Raw genomic sequence first — 18,911 nt, forward strand, 5'->3', positions numbered from 1 at the left:
TAAATACGAATGATACGCTGCATTGAAGCGTCCATAGTATATTTTTAGTGACTATATGTTTTAAAAGTGCCTACTTTTTTTTTGAAAGTAACGGTTTTACAATGAATTCATGCTAGACAACCCCATTTAATGAAGGAGTGAAGTAGGTATGGAACTTCAATTAGCATTGGATCTTGTAAATATTTCAGAGGCAAAAGAAGTAGTGCAGGAGGTTCAAGAGTATATCGATATTGTAGAAATTGGAACTCCAGTTGTGATTAACGAAGGGCTAAAAGCAGTCAAAGAAATCAAGGAAGCCTTTCCGTCTTTAAAGGTATTAGCTGATTTGAAAATTATGGATGCAGGTGCTTATGAAGTAATGAAAGCTTCTGAAGCGGGTGCTAGTATTATTACCATTCTTGGCGCTACTGATGATTCGACTATAAAAGGCGCTGTAGAAGAGGCCAAAAAACAAGGAACACAAATTCTTGTTGATATGATTAATGTAAAAAACCTTGAACAACGTGCAAAAGAAGTCGATGCACTCGGTGTTGACTATATTTGTGTACACACAGGGTATGATCTTCAAGCTGAAGGAGAAACCCCGTTCGAGCAGCTTCAAACGATTAAACGAGTTGTGAAAAATGCAAAAACAGCGGTGGCAGGAGGCATTAAACTGAATACACTTCCTGAAGTTGTGCAGTCACAGCCTGATCTTGTGATTGTAGGCGGGGGGATTACAAGTGAAAAAGACAAAAGAAACGTTGCAGAAGAAATGAAAAAAGTAGTCAAACAAGCAACTTTGGTCTAAAAATAAGCAAAAGTATTTAGGCCTTCAAAATTAATTAATCGGTAAATGGTTTAAAAAGAAGATAGCTAAGTTATTTTAGCTATCTTCTTTCCGTCATTTTTAGTATAACCATTCATTGATAAGAGTCATTTTGACAGATAGATAGTTTCTTTAAAATTCGTTATTCAAAAGAAAAAGACGGCGGTTTTTCTGGGATTTTAAAGTTAAGAAAGCGTTATCCGAACATTAGCGGAAGAAAGTGCAAAAAAATCTATGTCACACTTTTTGACAAAATACTTTGAAAATTATGAATATTAAAAATATAATTAACTATCGACAATATTTAACATCTTTAAACCAAAAAAGGAGGGAGATATGAAGTGATGGAACATAAGAGGATAGTAGTCATAGGAGCTGGAATTGTCGGGTGCAGCATTGCCTACTATTTAAGTAAAATGGGGCAAAGAAACATAACAGTGATTGAGCAAGGCCCTTTGTTTGAAACGGGAGGATCTACTTCTCACGCTCCGGGGCTTGTATTTCAGCTTAGCTTTTCAAAAATCCTGACAACACTAGCTTCTCAAACGGTCGAGACCTTTAAAGAGTTGAGTACAGATGAACAGCGCTCTTTTTACCCGGTCGGCAGTTTAGAAGTTGCCCGTACATCCGAGCGATTAGAAGACCTAAAGAGAAAGGCTGGTGTTGCCAGCTCATGGGGAATCGAAGCTTTTCTTCTTTCACCGCAGGAATGCGCGGAAAAAAATTCGCTGATTTGTCCTGAGCGTATTTGCGGAGGTCTCTATGTTCCGTCAGACGGTATTGCCAAACCTTTGCATGCCGTTGATAAAATGACTCGTTTTTCTAAAGAGTGCGGAGTAGAATTTTACGGTCATACAGAAGTGACGAATATCGAAGTGACAAATGGTCAAGTAAAAGCAGTGTACACGAGCGCTGGAAAATTTGAAGCAGATGTAATCGTGTGCTGTGCCGGATTTTGGGGACCTCGCATCGGAGAAATGGTCGGTGTAACGATTCCTCTTCAGCCGATGGCTCATCAATATGTGTTTACAAATGATTTACTTGAATTAAACGGAGAAACGGAAGAAACCGCGACTCCTCTTATTCGAGATCAGGATAATGCAATTTATTTTCGTCAGGTAGAGAAAGGGCTTGGGATTGGATCATATCAGCATGAGCCGTTTCCAGTCGAACTCAGTGACATTACAAAATACGGAGAAACAAAAGAAATGCCTTCTGTTAAACCCTTTACACCAAAAGATTTTGAAAAACCGTGGGAAGATGCAATGGAATTAATTCCGGCATTAAAACAAGCAGGAATAAAAAAAGGAATGAATGGCATTTTTTCATTCACACCTGATGGGATGCCGCTGCTTGGCGAATCACAAGCAGTAGGGGGATTTTGGGTAGCGGAAGCCATATGGGTAACGCACTCTGCGGGTGTCGCTAGGCAAATGGCCGAATGGGTGATGAATGGTGCTCCGACTGTGGATTTGGAGCTATGCGATATTAATCGTTTCGATACGTATGCATGCAGCCCTGTTTATTACAAACAGCGGTCTATTGAAGAGTATGAAGAGGTTTATAGCATTCATCATCCATTTATGCAGCGAAAAGTATCGCGAAACATGCGCGTAAGTCCATTTTATATGCGTCAGCAAGAACTAAAAGCGTATTTTAACGAAAAAGCAGGGTGGGAGCAGCCGCAGTGGTATGAAGCTAACTATCCGCTTATATCCACATATGAAAAGAAGATGGTAATAAGAAAGGGGTGGTCCGCTGAATATTGGTCACCAATTATCGAAGCTGAACAGTTGCATACTCGTCAGTACGCAGCGATTTACGATACAACGGCAGCAAAGAAAAGGTTGGAGATTAAAGGGGAAGGAGCTCTCCAGTTTTTACAGAAGCTAACGACAGGAAATATAGACATTACAGTAGGTCAAAGCATACGTACGTGTATGTTGCATGAGCGAGGCGGCATAAAAGATCAAATAACGGTTATTCGCAAAAATATATCCACTTTCTTGATTGTTTGTACGGGAGCTGTAGAAGCAAGCTGGATTCAAAAACACGTGCCTCAAGACGGTCAAGTTGTTTTTCAAGATGTAACGTCAGGGACATGCAGTATAGCATTAATTGGTCCTAAAGCTACAGGAGTAATGAAGTCCGTGGTTCAACGCTCAGACCTTAGCAGCACTTGGCTTCAAGGGCAAGCGAAAACCCTGTTTATTGAAAATAGTTCAGTTCTTGCTCTGCGTGATTCCTACGGGGGAATGGAGAGCTGGGAGTTGATTACGACTTCTGATCAAGGCCTGAATTTATGGGATTTATTAATTGAACAAGGACAGCCTTATCAGCTGATTGCCGCGGGAGACCGAGCTCTTGAAAACCTTCGAATTGAATCTTTTTCGTTAAAAAGCGGGAAAGACTTTTGGAGCGAGCATCATCCATATGAAGTTAACCTTCATGAAATGGTTGATTTAACAAAACCAGTTTTTATTGGGAAAGAGGCATTGCTTGATCGTCAGCGAAAAGATTCTGAAACAGTATTAGCGACGCTCATATTAGATGATCCTTCAGCGATAGTAATGGGATATGAACCGGTCTTTTATGGGGAAACAGCCCTCGGATTTGTTACAAGTGCCGGCTATTCATACAGCTTAGGAAAAGGAATTGTATACACTTTATTATCTCAAGCTGTACATGAAGAAATGGTTTTAGAAGTTGAATACTTTGGTCAGCGTTATAAAGCAAAAATGATGACACACTCCCCAGCGGTAGTTTAATTGATCAATCGAAAGACAGGAGGAATGCAGATGTCAACACATTATGATGTCATTATTATCGGATTAGGAGCTATGGGGAGTACGGCTGCTTATCAGCTCGCCAAAAAAGGTCAGCGGGTATTGGGGTTAGAACAATACGGTCCCGCTCATGACCTAGGATCGAGTCACGGCGGTTCTAGAATCATTCGACAGTCGTATTTTGAAGACCCTGCTTACGTTCCATTATTGCTTCGCGCCTACGAATTATGGAATGAAATTGAAAGAGAAAGCGGTCAAGAAATTCTTACGGTTACCGGTGGACTTATGATGGGACCTCCTGATAGCTTGACGGTTTCTGGAAGCATCGAAAGCTCTAAACAGTGGAATCTTGCGTATGAGATTCTAGAAGCAAAGGATATTTACAAACGGTTTCCGGCGTTTACACCTTCACCTGCTACGGTTGCTCTATATGAAGAAAGAGCTGGATTCGTTAGGCCGGAAGCGAGCGTATATACTCACCTTCTTCAAGCAGAAAAGTACGGAGCTGAGCTTCATTTTTTTAAGGAAGTGGTGTCGTGGGAAGCTCATCCTTCTGGTGAAGGCGTGCGCGTTGTAACAGCTAATGGAATATACGAAGCTGGAAAAATCATTATTTCTGCAGGCGCTTGGGCACCCGATTTATTACGGGATTTAGGTGTTAGCTTACAAGTAGAGCGTCATGTGCAAATGTTTTTTGAACCAACACAAGGAATAGATGTTTTTTCAGTGGGAAAACAGCCGATTTATATTTGGGAAGCAGATGATTATGTACAGTTGTATGGTTTCCCTTCTTTTGGATTAAAGGCTGAAGGAGCAAAAGTGGCGTTTTTCCGAAAAGGAACAGCGTGTACGCCGGAAACGATTGATCGAAATATATATGAAGACGAAGTGAACATGATGCGGCACTATTTAGCTCAAGGTATTCCGCAGCTTAACGGTCGATTTTTACAAGGGAAAACGTGCATGTATACCAATACACCAGATGAACACTTTGTCATTTCACTGCATCCTGAATATCCTCAAGTAGCGATTGCAGCGGGATTTTCTGGACATGGTTTTAAGTTTGCAAGCGTAGTAGGAGAGATTTTAGCAGATTTAGTGATAGAGGGAAAAACTAATCACCCAATTGATTTGTTTACTCCGCAGCGATTTGCGGCGAATAAAATAGTATAAATCGTCGTCAGCTCTTGCGAATGGTTCTATTTAAATGTTTCTAAAGAAGCGAAGGAGGAATAGTAGATGGTTATGGAACATGGTTTAGTGAATGATAATGGGAGACTTGAGCCCACGTTGAAAGGAGAGCTGTATACATCTTCGGACATTTTTAAGTTAGAAAAAGATCATATATTTTCTAAATCATGGAGTTTAGTTGCATTTGAATACGAAATAGCAGAACCAGGACAATATATTACGACGAGAGTTGAAGGCGAAAATATTTTAATTACTAGAGGAAAAGATCACGTGCTGCGTGGATTCTTGAACGTATGTCGGCATCGAGGAGCTAAGCTGTGCAGCCAAGCATCCGGTAAAGCAGGTGTCATTCGCTGTCCATATCATTCGTGGAGCTATAGCTTAGATGGTGATTTAGTAGGTGTTCCTAACACAAGCCACTGTCGAGAAGAACTCGTGCATAATGAAAATTACGGACTAACATCCGTTCACATTGAAGTGTGGCACGGCATGGTTTGGGTTAATTTATCTGACAATCCTATGTCTGTTGAATATCAGCTAGACGCACAAATTTTTGATCGTTTTGGAGAACTTTATACGTTTGCTAGATATGAAATTCAAAACTTGAAATCCGCTCATCGTGAAGAATATGAAGTCGAGGCAAACTGGAAGCTTATTGTAGAAAACTTTCAAGAGTGCTATCACTGTTCCTCTATTCATCCTGAACTTACGGCAACGCTGCCTGAATTTCGTTCGGGAATCGGCACTCAAAGTTCCGTGGGAGGCGGAGCTAAGTTTGGGAATGAATTAGAAGCTTTTTCAATCAGCGGGAAAGGAAGCCGTCCTATGCTAAAAGGATTGCTTCCTGAAGATGACCGCACGTATTTTGGCATTACCGTTCTGCCGCTTGTATTTATCAATTTAACACCGGATCACGTTATTATTCATCGTATTATTCCAATTAGTGCGGAAAAGTCTAAAGTGATTTGTGAATGGTTATTCGACCCGGAAGAAATGGCTAAGCCTGATTTTGACCCAAAAGATGCCGTGGAATTATTTCACCGCGTTAATTTACAAGACTTTGAAGCGTGTGAGTGGTGTCAAGAAAATATGAGCTCAAAATCTTATAAAGAAGGAGGTATTTTAGTACCTATCGAACAGCACGTTTCTCATTTTTACAATTATGTATTGGAAGCAATCGGTATGAAGGTCGAATAGTAAGTAGAAGTGGTCTGATACGTTACCTTAAGGTGTCAGACCACCTCTAACAATCTACTTTAAAATAAGGGGGAAATAAATTGAGTACAAGCTCTAAACTAACAGAACCCATTATCCGCGTTACCGATGTTTCAAAAGTATTTGGTCGCCAAAAAGAACAGGCTCTTAAGCTACGAGAAGCTGGAGAAAGTAAATATGAAGTCGAACAAGCTACTAAGACAACCGTTGCTATTTACAATGCTCATTTCGAAGTAAAAAAGGGAGAAACCTTTGTATTAATTGGATTATCAGGAAGCGGGAAATCTACTTTACTTCGATGCTTGAACGGGCTTGTAGAACCGACGGAAGGGACGGTATATCTAGAAAACACAGATATTTCTCATATGCCAAAAAGACAGCTTCAGGAAGTCCGGAGAAATAAAATTGGGATGGTCTTTCAAAATGTGGGCCTCCTTCCAAACCGCACCGTGATTGACAACATTACGTTCGGTCTAGAGATACAAGGTGTATCAGCAAACGAAAGAGAAAAGCGAGGGAAAAAAGCGCTTGAAATGGTGGGCTTAAATGGACAAGCTTATAAAAGAATTTATGAATTATCAGGAGGTATGCAGCAGCGGGTTGGATTAGCGAGAGCTCTTGCTTCTGAACAGGAGATTTTGCTGATGGATGAGCCTTTTTCAGCTTTAGATCCTCTTATTCGAAGAGATATGCAAAAGCTATTTCTTGATATTCAGGGAGAAGTACAAAAAACAGTTATTTTTGTGACGCATGATTTGGATGAAGCATTAACTTTAGGCCACCGGGCTGCCGTGATGAAAGATGGGGAAATTGTACAGCTTGGAACCGCTGAAGATATTTTAAGTCAACCGGCAACTGGTTATGTAAAGCTGCTTGTTCAAGACGTTAATTACGGCAAAATTCGCCTTGCTAAAGACGCGGTGGTTCCGGTAGAAACGGCTGCCTATGAGTATGAATCACCGCAAGTCGTATTAAGAAGAATGAGAACCAATCATTTATCTACTATTTTTGTTCTTGATAGTGCTGACCGCTTATTGGGCTTAATAAGCATTTATACGGTGATGGAGCTGATAGAAGCTCATAAGCATGATTTAAAAGGAAAAGAAATGACACAGCCGCATTGTGTTAATCCGGATATGTCTTTACAAGAAATGATTCCTTTATTTACAGACAGTCATTCGCCTGTAGTCATTGTTGATAATCATCATCGCCTACAAGGTATGATTTCCCCAAACACTCTTATTGCAAATCTCACTGAGCGTACTGCAGTGACCGAGCAACAAGAAGTTAAGTCATATCAAATGGAGGTCCGATAAATATGATGGTAAATTCCGCGACGATTCCTCGTATCCCTTTAGATAAATGGGCAAACTCATTTGTTGATTACATGATTGATAGTTTTTCAGGTGTATTTACTGGAATCAACCAGATAATGACCAGCTTAATAAGCAGTCTCGAATGGGTATTGACCGCTTCTCCTCCGCTAGTAACGGTCGTTGTTTTTGTTCTATTAGCGCTATGGTTAACAGATTTGAAGATAGCTGTATTTACGTGTTTTGGTTTACTTCTTATTATTAGCTTGAATTTATGGGAAGCATCGATGCTGACCTTATCTCTCGTTTTAGCTTCTACTATTATCTCACTTCTATTTGGCGTTCCTTTAGGCATATTATCACACCGTTTTAACAAAGTTGGAGCAGTGATAAAGCCCATTCTTGATATTATGCAAACAATGCCTGCTTTTGTTTACTTAATTCCGTCCGTACTTTTATTTGGATTAGGGAATGTTACAGCTCTTATTGCTACTTTTATTTTCGCAATGCCGCCTGCCGTTCGTCTGACGCTGCTTGGACTTCAGCAAGTTCCCCAAACCACTTTAGAAGCGGCAGAAGCTTTTGGAGCGACGGAATGGCAAAAATTAATTAAAGTCCAGCTGCCGCTCGCTTTGCCTATGATTATGTCGGGTGTAAACCAGGTTATTATGCTATCTCTTTCGATGGTTGTTATTTCTTCAATGGTCGGTGCAGGGGGCTTGGGTGCTGAGGTATTAAGAAGCATCAGTATGTTGGATGTAGGCTTAGGATTTATCGGTGGGATTGCAGTTGTCATTATTGCCGTTATTTTAGATCGTCTGACGCACTTTTCTACTCAAAAAAGAGAAGGTATTCAATCAAGTGAATAAAATGAATAAAGGTGGGAGTATATGAAACAATCAAAAAAAATTTCTTTTATTATGCTAACAATCGTCATTATGCTGCTTGTCTCCGCATGTGGCAATAGCAATACGGCAAGCAGCACCACGACTAAAAAAGAAATTACAATTGGATACATACCATGGGACGAAGCCGTAGCTGTTACGTTTCTATGGAAGGAATTATTAGAGGAAAAAGGTTATAAAGTTAAAGCAGTTCAAAGCGACGTAGCTCCGCTTTTCTCAGGAGTTGCTCAAGGAAACATTGATTTATTTTTGGATGTATGGATGCCGACCACCCATAGTTCTTATATGAAAAGATTTGGAAAACAAGTTGATGTGCTCGATACTTGGTATGATCAAGCAGATAGCGGATTGGCCGTTCCCGACTACGTAGATGCGCAGTCACTAGCTGATTTAAAAAATAAGAAAGATGAGTTTAACGGAAAGATTATTAGTATTGAACCAGGATCTGGAATAAACGGTCTTACTAAAGATCATGCGATGCCAAGCTATGGGTTAACAGACTGGAATTTAGTAGAAAGCAGCACAGCCGCCATGTTATCGGAATTAGATAAAGCCATTGCTAATAAAGAACCCATTGTTGTTACGTTATGGCGCCCGCACTGGGCTTTTGAAAAGTATAATCTCAGATACTTAAAAGATCCCAAAAATACGATGAATCCAACTGGACCTGAAAAAATACAGTCGATTAGCAAAAAGGCATTTAAAGAAGATTATCCAGAAGCAGCAAAGTGGCTGAAAGATTTTTCTATTAGTGCTGATCAATTGGCATCGTTGGAATCAGAAATTAACAGTGCAAAAGACGAAACAAAAGGCGTAAAAAACTGGATTTCTAAAAATAAAAAAGTGGCTGGAAGCTGGGTGAAATAAAGAAGAGAACGAAAATAAAAGAGCTGTCTCATAAGTGAAGCTATTGACTTAGAGACGGCTTTTTTGTGGGAATATAACTATTTTTATATGAAGCTTATCTCTTTCATTGAAGTGGGCATCCTATGTTAAAAGGATGGTGAAAGGCGATGGCAATCGACCGAATCTGTACAATTGGGCCTGCTAGTAATAAAGAAGATGTACTAGCGAAACTGTTAGCAAAAGGAATGACAATAGCTCGGCTGAACCTATCTCATGGGTCGCATGAAAGCCACAAGAAAATTATAGATACAGTAAGGTTTTTAGATCCCTCTATTCAAATCCTAGGAGATTTGCAAGGTCCTAAAATTAGGCTTGGAGTGATGAAACTAAAAGAAGTGGTGTTAAAAGAAGGAACCTCTTTTGTTTTGTATACAGAGGAGGTATTAGGAAATGAAAAGGGAGCCAGCGTTGATTACAAGGGTATCGTGCAGGATGTTCAAAAAGGAAGCAAAATCTTAATGAATGACGGCCAAGTAGAGCTAATTGTTGAAAGAGTAGAAGAAGATAAACTTGTCACAAAAGTAAAAAAAGGCGGCGTTATTTCTTCACATAAAGGAGTAAATTTACCAGCTACTCGCGTGCGTTTACCAGCCATTACTGAAAAGGATAAACAAGATATCAGATTCTTGGTGAAAGAAAAAGTAGATTTTCTTGCTTGTTCATTCGTAAGAACCCCTGAGCATTTAAAAGAAATTAAAGATTTTATCCATTTAAAAAATCCAAATACCCCAAAGCTAATTGCAAAAGTAGAAACGATGGAAGCTATAGAAAATTTTCAGAGAATATGTGAAGAAGGCGACGGAATTATGATTGCACGAGGAGATTTAGGAGTAGAGCTTCCATATGAATGGATTCCCTTACTGCAAAAAATATTAATTCACGAGTGCCGGTTGCACGATAAATACGTAATCACAGCGACACAAATGCTTCAATCAATGGTAGACAGCACGATTCCCACAAGAGCTGAAGTGACAGATGTGTTTCAAGCGGTGTTTGACGGAACGAATGCAGTGATGCTTTCTGCTGAAACAGCAGCTGGAAAATATCCGATTGAAAGCATAGAAACTCTTTATAAAATATCTTATTTTGCTGAAACTATTTTAAATAAAAACGCCCCTAGCCTCTCAGAGTTTTTAACAATGTTAAAGAGCTCGAGATAAAAAGTGCAGCAAGTAAATATGTAAATTTAAAAAAGTGGCATTGCTTTCTACTGTCCAAGTACAATTTAAATAATGAATGCTTTACGTTTCGTATGTAAGTATTTATTTATACCTATGTTGTCATAATTTATGTGATTCCCCAAAGCATAAATTACTTTTCATTACCTTATTGTGTACAAATATACTACGAGATAAGCCCATGCCTTTAAAGGCATGGGCTTATCTTTATATGGAGTTTTAAAACGTCAATTTCTAATTGGGGAATTAATCTTCACCTCTTGCACAATAAATATTCTTCTGTACAAAAATAGAGTGTATAATAGGAATGTTGACTTGATAGGAAAAAGAGAGAAGCCCTATCAAGTAAAGGAAGATGGAGTGGAGAGTGTGTACTGAAAGTGAAATTGTCCAGCGGCAAAAATAAACATGTTTTTCGAATGCTTCTAGAAGAATATCTAGAATGAAAGTAGGAACATTATGGAAAAGAAAATGAGGTTTGGCATCAAATCCAAAATTATTATTGGATATTTAATTGTTATTGTCTGTTTATTTATTGCATTTATTGTTTTAAACAGTCAAATTTCATCTTTGCAAAAAGAACGAAATTTTATCATTGATCATGATATTGAAGTGCATGATCTGACCAATCGAATTGAAAAACACCTGCTCGATATGGAAACCGGACAAAGAGGCTATATTATTACAGGAGAAGCGAGTTACTTAGAACCTTATAACAGCGCAGCATCAAGTTGGGAAAAAGATTATAATGCACTGTATCAGCTTCTAAATAATAATCCAAATCAGCAGGAGAAACTGGAGAAGATTAAAGGAAGCATTCAAGACTGGATTGAAGCTGCTGGTGAACCGACCATTGCATTAAAAAAAGAAAATAATACAAAAGAGCTTCAGCAGTTTTTTGAGAAAGATCCTGGGCGCCAGTATATGGACGATATACGCAGCCAGTTTACTTCTTTTAGAAATGTAGAGAAAAAATCGACTGAAACAAGAGCAACAGAGTTAGACGAGAAAAATCAAAAAATTAAAATTGGACTTTACGGTTTGCTGTTATTTGTTACGCTTATTTCACTTGCTATCGCTATTGTTTTGTCCAAGTCCATTGTGAATACGATTAAAGAAGTTACGCAAACGATCAAACGAATTACGGCTTCAAAAGGCGAGTTAAAAGGAAGAATTAAAGTTCGATCTAATGATGAAATTAAAGATTTAGGGATAGCCACGAACGCGTTGTTAGAAAATATTGAAGAGCGAAACTGGCTTCAAACGAACATTGCTCATGCTGTAACGATGTACCAAGGCATAGCATCTGTAGACAAGCTTGCGGAAAAATTTCTCTTTACGGTTTCAGAAATGACAGGAGCTTCTTTCGGAGCATTTTATGTTCGAGAGGAAAATGATAAAGGAGATCTATTCGTCAAACAAGCTGCTTTTGCAGATAGAAAAGGCGACGCGGGAAGAGAGAGCTTTTTGATAGGCGAAGGGCTCATTGGACAAGCTGCTTTAGAAAAAAGAACCCTTGTCATAAACGATGTACCTGACACGTACCAGCTCATTGCTTCAGGATTAGGAGACGTAAAACCTAAGAGTATTTTTATTGTACCCGTCTTGTTTGAAGATGAAGTAATTGCAGTTATCGAGCTGGCATCGCTGCACGAATTTACAGTTTTAGAGCAAGAACTTATTAGTCAAGTGATTGAAACGTTTGGTCTCACTATCAATGGTGTAATCAGACGTATGGAAATTGCCCGTCTATTAAAAGAATCTCAGGCGATGACAGAAGAGCTCCAGGCTCAGTCTGAAGAACTTCAAACACAATCAGAAGAACTGCAAATGCAGTCTGAAGAGCTGCGTATGATTAATGAGCAGCTAGAAGAAAGAACAAAAGATGCAGAAGAAAAATCGTTTGAATTAGAGGCTGCAAAAGAAGATTTAGAAGAAAAAGCGCATCAGCTGGAATTGAATTCTCAATACAAATCTGAATTCCTTGCTAATATGTCGCACGAGCTTCGAACACCGCTTAACAGCATTCTTATTTTGTCTGAAATGCTTGAGGAAAACGCGGCTAAAACGCTATCTGAAGATGAAGAAGAATATGCTCGTATTATTCATTCTTCAGGAAAAGACTTGTTGGCATTAATCAACGACATCTTGGATTTATCAAAAGTAGAGTCTGGAAAACTAGATGTCTTGCTTGCTGAGATGAATATGAGTGAGCTTCCAGATCAAATTGAACGTAATTTCAGCCACGTTGCTGAACAGAAAAAAGTACAATTAAAAATTAATAAAGCACAAGATGTACCGAACATCATTCACACAGATGAAAAGAGATTCCAGCAAATTGTGAAAAACCTTTTATCAAATGCATTTAAATTTACGGAATCGGGATCTGTCACAGTATCCATTCAACGAGTGGCTGACCATCGTCTTACAACAGCTATGCGTACAGTGGATACGGATTGCTGGCTAGAAATAGCTGTAGCTGATACAGGGATTGGTATACCAAAAGAAAAGCATCAGCTTATTTTTGAAGCGTTTCAGCAGGCGGATGGAGCTACGGTTCGCAAGTACGGAGGAACGGGACTTGGCTTATCTATTTGCAGTGAGTTTGCAAAATTATTGGGCGGCTGGATTTCCCTAAGCAGTGAAGTAGGAAAAGGAAGTACGTTTACACTCTATCTTCCTAGTCTCTCTAACGGTCTTGTTGACTATGAAAAAGTAAATTTTGCATATGAAGAAGTAGCAGTATCTATAGAAGAAGCTGAACCTGAAGCAGAAATAACTGAAATTGACCATCCTGTACAACCAGTTGAACCTTCATTGCCAGATGATGAAAATGTGTTTCAGGATAAGCGAGTGCTCATCGTAGATGATGACCAGCGCAACATCTTTGCCTTAAAAACTGCGTTAGCTAAACAAGGTATGACCATTATGACAGCTCATAACGGAATAGAGTGTCTTGAAATGATGAAGAATAGTGAACCATTTGATCTCATTTTAATGGATATTATGATGCCGCAAATGGACGGATATGAAGCGATGCAGAAAATTAGAGGAGAGCTAAAGCTTGTTGATTTGCCTATTATTGCACTAACCGCTAAAGCGATGAAAAATGATCGTGAAAAATGCTTGGAAGCTGGAGCATCAGATTATATCAGCAAACCTTTAGATTTAAATCAGCTGTTCTCCGTTATGCGTGTATGGCTAGTAAATTAAGCGGGGTATGAAACATAAATGGATATGAAGCACCTAGATTTAAGTGAAGACTTAGTTATGAATAAAAAAACAGATTTAGAGATTGATTTACTGCTGACGGCTATTTATCGATTAACAGGATTCGATTTCAGACAGTACGCTAAATCTTCTATCTGTCGCCGGGTCTATAATCGAATGAAAATTGAACGTATTCCAACCGTATCTCGATTGTTAGAAAAAGCGATTCATGAAGAAGAATTTATGAATCAGCTTTTAAATGATTTTTCGATAAATGTAACAGAGATGTTTCGCGATCCAAGCTTTTTTAAAGCATTTCGCACAAAAGTGATTCCGGTATTAAAGGATTATCCGGAAATTCGCATTTGGCACGCTGGCTGTGCAACGGGTGAAGAGGTATTTTCTATGGCGATTCTTTTAGAAGAAGAAGGGTTAATGGATAAAACGGTCATTTACGCAACCGATATGAACGAAGATGTATTAGAAAAAGCAAAACAAGGTGCCTTTTCTTTACGTAAAATGAAGTCATATACAAAAAATTATATTCAAGCCGGTGGAAAGAACGCCTTCTCGGAATATTATCAGACGGACCATCACTATGCATATTTTCATCCGTCGCTGTTAAAAAATATTATCTTTGCTCAGCATAATTTAGTCACGGATCAGTCATTTAATGAATTTCACGTCATCATTTGCCGAAACGTCCTTATTTATTTTACAGCTCAGCTGCAAAATCAAGTGTATAATTTATTTTCAGAAAGCCTGTGTGCAAAAGGATTTCTTGGGCTTGGTGATAAAGAAACGCTTCGCTTTGCTGAAGGAGAAGCTTCTTATATCGAGTTTGCAGGGAACGAGCGCATCTATCAAAAGCAATAAAAAAAGACCTCATTTATGAGGTCTTTTTTTATTCTGCTTGTGCTTGAATCATAAGCACGCACATGTCATCAGGCTGATTTAACTTTTGTTCTTCTGAAAAAATTTCATTCATAAATGTCTGCGGATTTGTCCATTTTTGTTCAGTAAGCTTTTGAAGACGAAGAGCAGATTCATTTTCGCAAGGGCCCATTGATTCAAGAGCTCCGTCTGTAAATAACAAAATTTGCACATCGTTTTCAAAGCTGACAACAGATTTCTGAACGTCCATTTCTTCAAAAAACCCTACAGGACAGCTTCCTCGTTGAAGAGGAACGAGCGTATGTTCATCCACTAACATATAACCTTCTGGATGCCCGGCATTCACATATTCTACTGTCTTAGCTTCCGTATCAACCACTAAATAAATAGCAGTGAAATAGTAAGGGATTTCATCTTTTTCGCTGTGCAATAATTCCATGTAGCGATTCAACTCTGTAATAACCTGCTCAGGGTCTATGAGAGACTTGATAGCTTCTCTGAGCACAGACGAAATAAACATACAAACAAGCGAGGCAGAGATGCCGTGCCCCATCATATCAAAAAGAATAATTCCGTACCGATGCTCGTCAATTTTGTGCCAATAGTACATATCACCCGCTAATTTAAAAGAAGGATAATATGAAACTTCCATTTGAATATCTTTCTCTCGTAAAGGGGGACTGAGTAAGTTTTGCTGTACGTGCGTAGCTAAATCTAACTCAGTTTGAATTTTCTTTTCATGTTCCGTGTGCCAGTCAATTTCTGCTTTAAGGCGTAAGGCTACCCGCATACGAGCCAGCAGTTCCACTTTATTAATCGGCTTTGTGACGTAATCTGTTCCGCCGGCGTCTAGAGCTTCTACTAATTTGCTGCTGTCTTCTAGAGCTGTGACAAAGATAATTGGAATATGTTTTAAGCGTTCTACCTGTTGAATTCGCCTGCAGGCTTCAATTCCATCAATTTCGGGCATCATAATATCAAGTAAGATCAAATCGACCGAATTCGTTTTTGAGTTCTCATCGTCCAGGTTAAGATAGTCGAAAAGGGCATGGGCAGACGTAAGAGACACACAGTTATCGTAGCCAGCACCTTTTAAAATTTTTTCAATCACAAATAGATTGACTTGATTGTCATCTACTAGAAGAATGGTCATGCTTTATTTCCCCTTATTATGTTTGAAGACTAATGATTGAGTATGTAGTTTTCAAGCATTTTTATACTTTTTCTGTTTTTCTATTTATCTATTATACAGAAAAGACAGCGTTTAGGGTATTTTTTAAGATTATTCTTTTTTATCAAAAAAGTAATTTACTCCCATAAAAGGAGACGGATTACTTTTTATAGCAACTTGTATAACGCAAATATCCCGAAAGTCAGTACAACTGCTCCCGAAATACGATTTACCCAGATCAAGCTGTTATTCGTAAACTTCGACCGGGCAAGACTAATAGCAAAACTGAGCGAAAGCCACCAGCAGGCCGATCCTAAAAATACGCCTGCAACCATTGTCAAAGCAGAAGCAACATCAAATGCTGATTTACTAATGCCTACACCAGAAAATACACCAATAAAAAATAAGATCGTCATTGGATTCGTAACCGTTAAAAAAAGAACGGATGTATAAGAACGAAGCAAACCCCCTCCTTTAGCAGCGGCAGCGTGCTCTGCAGGTTGAGAACGAAAGGTTTGTACACCTAAATAACATAAAAATAATCCCCCAATCAGCTGAAGCCAAATCTTTTGGGTTAGTAAAAAGGTTGTAATGAACGTTAGGCCAAACGCAGCGATGCATCCATAAAGAGCATCTGCTGTAGCTGCTCCCAGCCCGGATACAAATCCGTGTAATCGCCCTTTAGATAACGTGCGATTAATACATAAAATACCAATGGGACCGACGGGAGCAGCAACGGAAAAACCCATCACTAACCCCTTTAGAAAATAAAATAAGTTCATCTTTTACGTTGCTCCTATGAAGTTTTTCTTTAGTATAGTACAAAAGCAAGCGTGAATGAAGCCAATTTTGAGAAAGTTGTTAACACATGTTTTTAGTCTGTTCGGGTACATCATGATGGTGTTATAAAAAACATCACTAGTAAATTTATTTTAATCATTAAAAAGTTAAAAAACTAAATTATTTTACACAGAAAATTAAATGTAGTAAAATAATTCACTGTTACATATATAGAAAGATCTACCACTAAAAAGTAGTCATTCGTAATGAGATAAAGAGAGGTTAGTCATCATGAGTAATCTGTTTGCAAAAAAAGATGTTAACAAGCTGTTAGAGGAAAATGCAGCAAAAGAATCAACTAAGACCCTAGGGTTATTTGATGTGATTTTGATGGGAGTAGGAGCAACTATTGGGACAGGAGTTCTGGTTATAGCAGGGTTAGTTGCCGCCAGGGATGCAGGGCCCTCGGTTTCCATTTCCTTTGTTATTTCTGCAGTAGCCTGTATTCTTGTTGCGCTGTGTTATGCAGAATTTGGTTCAGCTATTCCAAGTTCGGGAGGCGCATATACATACATATATGTTTCACTAGGAAAATTTGTAGCGCATTTAATAGGGTGGTCCATCGTAGGCTGCTATACGGTATCTTTAGCTTCAGTAGCGGGTGGATGGTCATCTTATGTGAATAATGTGCTTACTGAATTTGGTATTAGACTTCCTGAATCGTTCACGGCCATACCGAGCGATGGAGGTATTATTAATCTTCCGGCAGTATTTATTGTGCTGTGCATGTCGTTTTTATTAACAAGAGGGGTAAAAGAAAGTAAAAAAATAAATAACTTAATGGTTTTAATCAAGATAGGTATTGTTCTTTTATTTGTAGCCGTCGGCGTCTTTTTTATTCATACAAATAACTGGCACCCATTTACCCCTTTTGGTGTGAAAGGAATCTTTGCAGGCGCAGCTTCCGTCTTTTTTGCATATAACGGATTTGATGCCATTTCTACTTCGGCAGAAGAAGTGAAAAATCCGCAAAGAAACTTGCCGCTAGGCATTTTGATTGCACTAAGTGTTTGTGCAGTCATTTACGTAGTAATTGCATTAGTATTAACAGGAATGGTTTCCTATAAAGAGCTAAACGTAGGCGATGCGTTGTCATATGCGCTCAATAGTGTAGGACAAGAATGGGCAGCGCTCATTGTATCTATAGGAGCGGTTATTGGTATTATGGCCGTCGTATTTGCTTATTTGTTTGTCGTGCCTCGCATACTGATGTCAATGAGCCATGATGGATTATTGCCGTCTCTTTTTGCGAAAGTAAACCGAAAAAACAGCGAACCTGTCATATCCACATGGCTTGTGGGCGCGTTAGGCGCTGTTGTAGCTGGTTTTGTTGATTTAAAACAGCTGGCAGATTTAGCGAATATGCTAGCGATTGTCACGTTTGCTGCCGTTTCATTTTCGATTTTGGCTCTACGAAAAACTCAGCCTAACCTAAAACGCGGTTTCAAAGTACCTTTTGTACCATTTATTCCGATTATTGCTATTCTTTGCTGTATCTTTCTCATGTTCAACTTATCAATGAAAACGTGGATGTATTCAATCTGCTGGATGCTGATTGGCGTCTTTATTTACGTTGGATATGGCAGAAATAAAAAGAGCGTTTAGCAAAAAAAGACTCTAAGCGAACAAGCTAGAGTCTTTTTTGTGTATATATTTATCTTGAAAGTGAGCTATGAACATAACGTAAAAATTAAAAATTTATTTGAGACATATGTCCTTTTTATTTTAGGAAATGTTATTGTTTAATAAAAGAAACCGTTATGATGGAGAGGAAAACATGAGGGAAATTACGAGTGAGAAACAGCTGATGGAGTATATAAATACTTATAAATTAGAGTCGGTTTTCAAAAAAGAGTTACTACCGCATTTGTCATTGTATGATGTCGAGGCAGGGGAACGTCTTTGTTCTCAAGGAGATGCGTCTCACTGTTTGTACATATTGATGAAAGGCAAGGTTAAAGTTTATACCATATCGCCCGAAGGCAAGACGCTTGTTCTTTCCTTTAAACAGCCCCTTGAAGTAATAGGCGATATTGAGTATGTACAAGATGTTGATATTATGAATACGGTTGAAGCCGTTTCACCTTTAGTTGTTATCGGTATACCATACAAACGATTAAAACAGCATGCGAGCAATGATCCACAGCTGCTGACGTTTTTACTGGAAATGCTCACAAAAAAGTTTTGCGCAAAATCGAACTCGCTAAGCTTTAATTTAATGTACCCAGTTGAAGTGCGGCTGGCTAGTTACTTGCTCTCTATTTTTTGTGAAGAATCGCATTTGGTTATGAATCAAAAAACAGAAAGCTTAAAAGATATAGCTAATTTAATCGGAACGACTTACCGGCATTTAAATCGTGTTCTTCAGAAATTTGTAGCGCAAGGAGTTATTGAAAAAAAGAAAGGCTCCATTATTCTCAAAGATAAGGAAAAACTGAGCTGTCTAGCAAACGACAATATATACGAGTAGACAAAGTAATAGATTAGTTGAAGG

General features: G+C 38.7%; 14 protein-coding genes. 12 read left to right on the top strand and 2 right to left on the bottom strand.

Going from position 1 to position 18,911, the window contains the following annotated elements; all coding sequences use genetic code 11:
* The first annotated feature begins 148 nt into the window (after window positions 1-148).
* From hxlA to MKY06_RS07775, 10 genes are all read left to right on the top strand, one after another.
* Window positions 149-790 carry a 3-hexulose-6-phosphate synthase gene (gene hxlA / locus MKY06_RS07730; RefSeq protein WP_013056245.1) on the top strand — a complete coding sequence of 214 codons (642 nt, stop codon included), beginning with the start codon at window positions 149-151 and terminating at the stop codon, window positions 788-790.
* 362 nt (window positions 791-1,152) lie between these two features.
* The gene (locus MKY06_RS07735) at window positions 1,153-3,576 is read left to right on the top strand and encodes a GcvT family protein (RefSeq protein WP_213019858.1); all 2,424 of its coding nucleotides are present in this window, start codon (window positions 1,153-1,155) and stop codon (window positions 3,574-3,576) included.
* Between the two features lie 30 nt (window positions 3,577-3,606).
* A complete protein-coding gene (gene solA, locus MKY06_RS07740) occupies window positions 3,607-4,767 on the top strand; it encodes an N-methyl-L-tryptophan oxidase (protein ID WP_053487048.1) in 1,161 nt (386 codons plus the stop codon).
* 66 nt (window positions 4,768-4,833) lie between these two features.
* Window positions 4,834-5,982, top strand: a complete 1,149-nt coding sequence (locus MKY06_RS07745) for an aromatic ring-hydroxylating oxygenase subunit alpha (protein WP_013056248.1) — start codon at window positions 4,834-4,836, stop codon at window positions 5,980-5,982.
* Between the two features lie 80 nt (window positions 5,983-6,062).
* On the top strand, window positions 6,063-7,316 hold the full coding sequence (locus MKY06_RS07750; RefSeq protein ID WP_013056249.1) for a quaternary amine ABC transporter ATP-binding protein: 1,254 nt from the start codon (window positions 6,063-6,065) through the stop codon (window positions 7,314-7,316).
* A 2-nt stretch (window positions 7,317-7,318) separates the two neighbouring features.
* Window positions 7,319-8,182 (top strand): ABC transporter permease, encoded by an 864-nt coding sequence (locus MKY06_RS07755; RefSeq protein ID WP_078081643.1) that lies wholly within the window; start codon window positions 7,319-7,321, stop codon window positions 8,180-8,182.
* Window positions 8,183-8,203: 21 nt separating this feature from the next.
* A complete protein-coding gene (locus MKY06_RS07760) occupies window positions 8,204-9,085 on the top strand; it encodes a glycine betaine ABC transporter substrate-binding protein (protein WP_098476420.1) in 882 nt (293 codons plus the stop codon).
* Between the two features lie 146 nt (window positions 9,086-9,231).
* Window positions 9,232-10,284: a pyruvate kinase gene (locus tag MKY06_RS07765; RefSeq protein WP_029324194.1), complete on the top strand. Its 1,053-nt coding sequence runs from the start codon at window positions 9,232-9,234 to the stop codon at window positions 10,282-10,284.
* 477 nt (window positions 10,285-10,761) lie between these two features.
* Entirely contained in the window at window positions 10,762-13,515 is a 2,754-nt protein-coding gene (locus MKY06_RS07770; protein ID WP_098476421.1) for a CHASE3 domain-containing protein, read from the top strand.
* An 18-nt stretch (window positions 13,516-13,533) separates the two neighbouring features.
* Complete coding sequence (locus tag MKY06_RS07775) at window positions 13,534-14,388, top strand: CheR family methyltransferase (protein WP_098287240.1); 855 nt, start codon at window positions 13,534-13,536, stop codon at window positions 14,386-14,388.
* 28 nt (window positions 14,389-14,416) lie between these two features.
* On the opposite strand, the gene MKY06_RS07780 is transcribed toward MKY06_RS07775, so the two are convergent.
* On the bottom strand, window positions 14,417-15,559 hold the full coding sequence (locus tag MKY06_RS07780) for a fused response regulator/phosphatase (protein ID WP_272812252.1): 1,143 nt from the start codon (window positions 15,557-15,559) through the stop codon (window positions 14,417-14,419).
* A gap of 185 nt (window positions 15,560-15,744) precedes the next feature.
* Window positions 15,745-16,359 (bottom strand): LysE/ArgO family amino acid transporter, encoded by a 615-nt coding sequence (locus MKY06_RS07785; RefSeq protein WP_098287239.1) that lies wholly within the window; start codon window positions 16,357-16,359, stop codon window positions 15,745-15,747.
* A 289-nt stretch (window positions 16,360-16,648) separates the two neighbouring features.
* Between MKY06_RS07785 and MKY06_RS07790 the strand changes: the two genes are divergently transcribed.
* Both MKY06_RS07790 and MKY06_RS07795 read left to right on the top strand, forming a co-directional pair.
* The gene (locus tag MKY06_RS07790) at window positions 16,649-18,022 is read left to right on the top strand and encodes an amino acid permease (protein ID WP_098287238.1); all 1,374 of its coding nucleotides are present in this window, start codon (window positions 16,649-16,651) and stop codon (window positions 18,020-18,022) included.
* A gap of 172 nt (window positions 18,023-18,194) precedes the next feature.
* Window positions 18,195-18,887: a Crp/Fnr family transcriptional regulator gene (locus MKY06_RS07795; protein WP_013056257.1), complete on the top strand. Its 693-nt coding sequence runs from the start codon at window positions 18,195-18,197 to the stop codon at window positions 18,885-18,887.
* Window positions 18,888-18,911 lie beyond the last annotated feature (24 nt).

It is taken from the genome of Priestia sp. FSL P4-0332 (genome assembly GCF_038005845.1).
Taxonomy (GTDB): domain Bacteria; phylum Bacillota; class Bacilli; order Bacillales; family Bacillaceae_H; genus Priestia.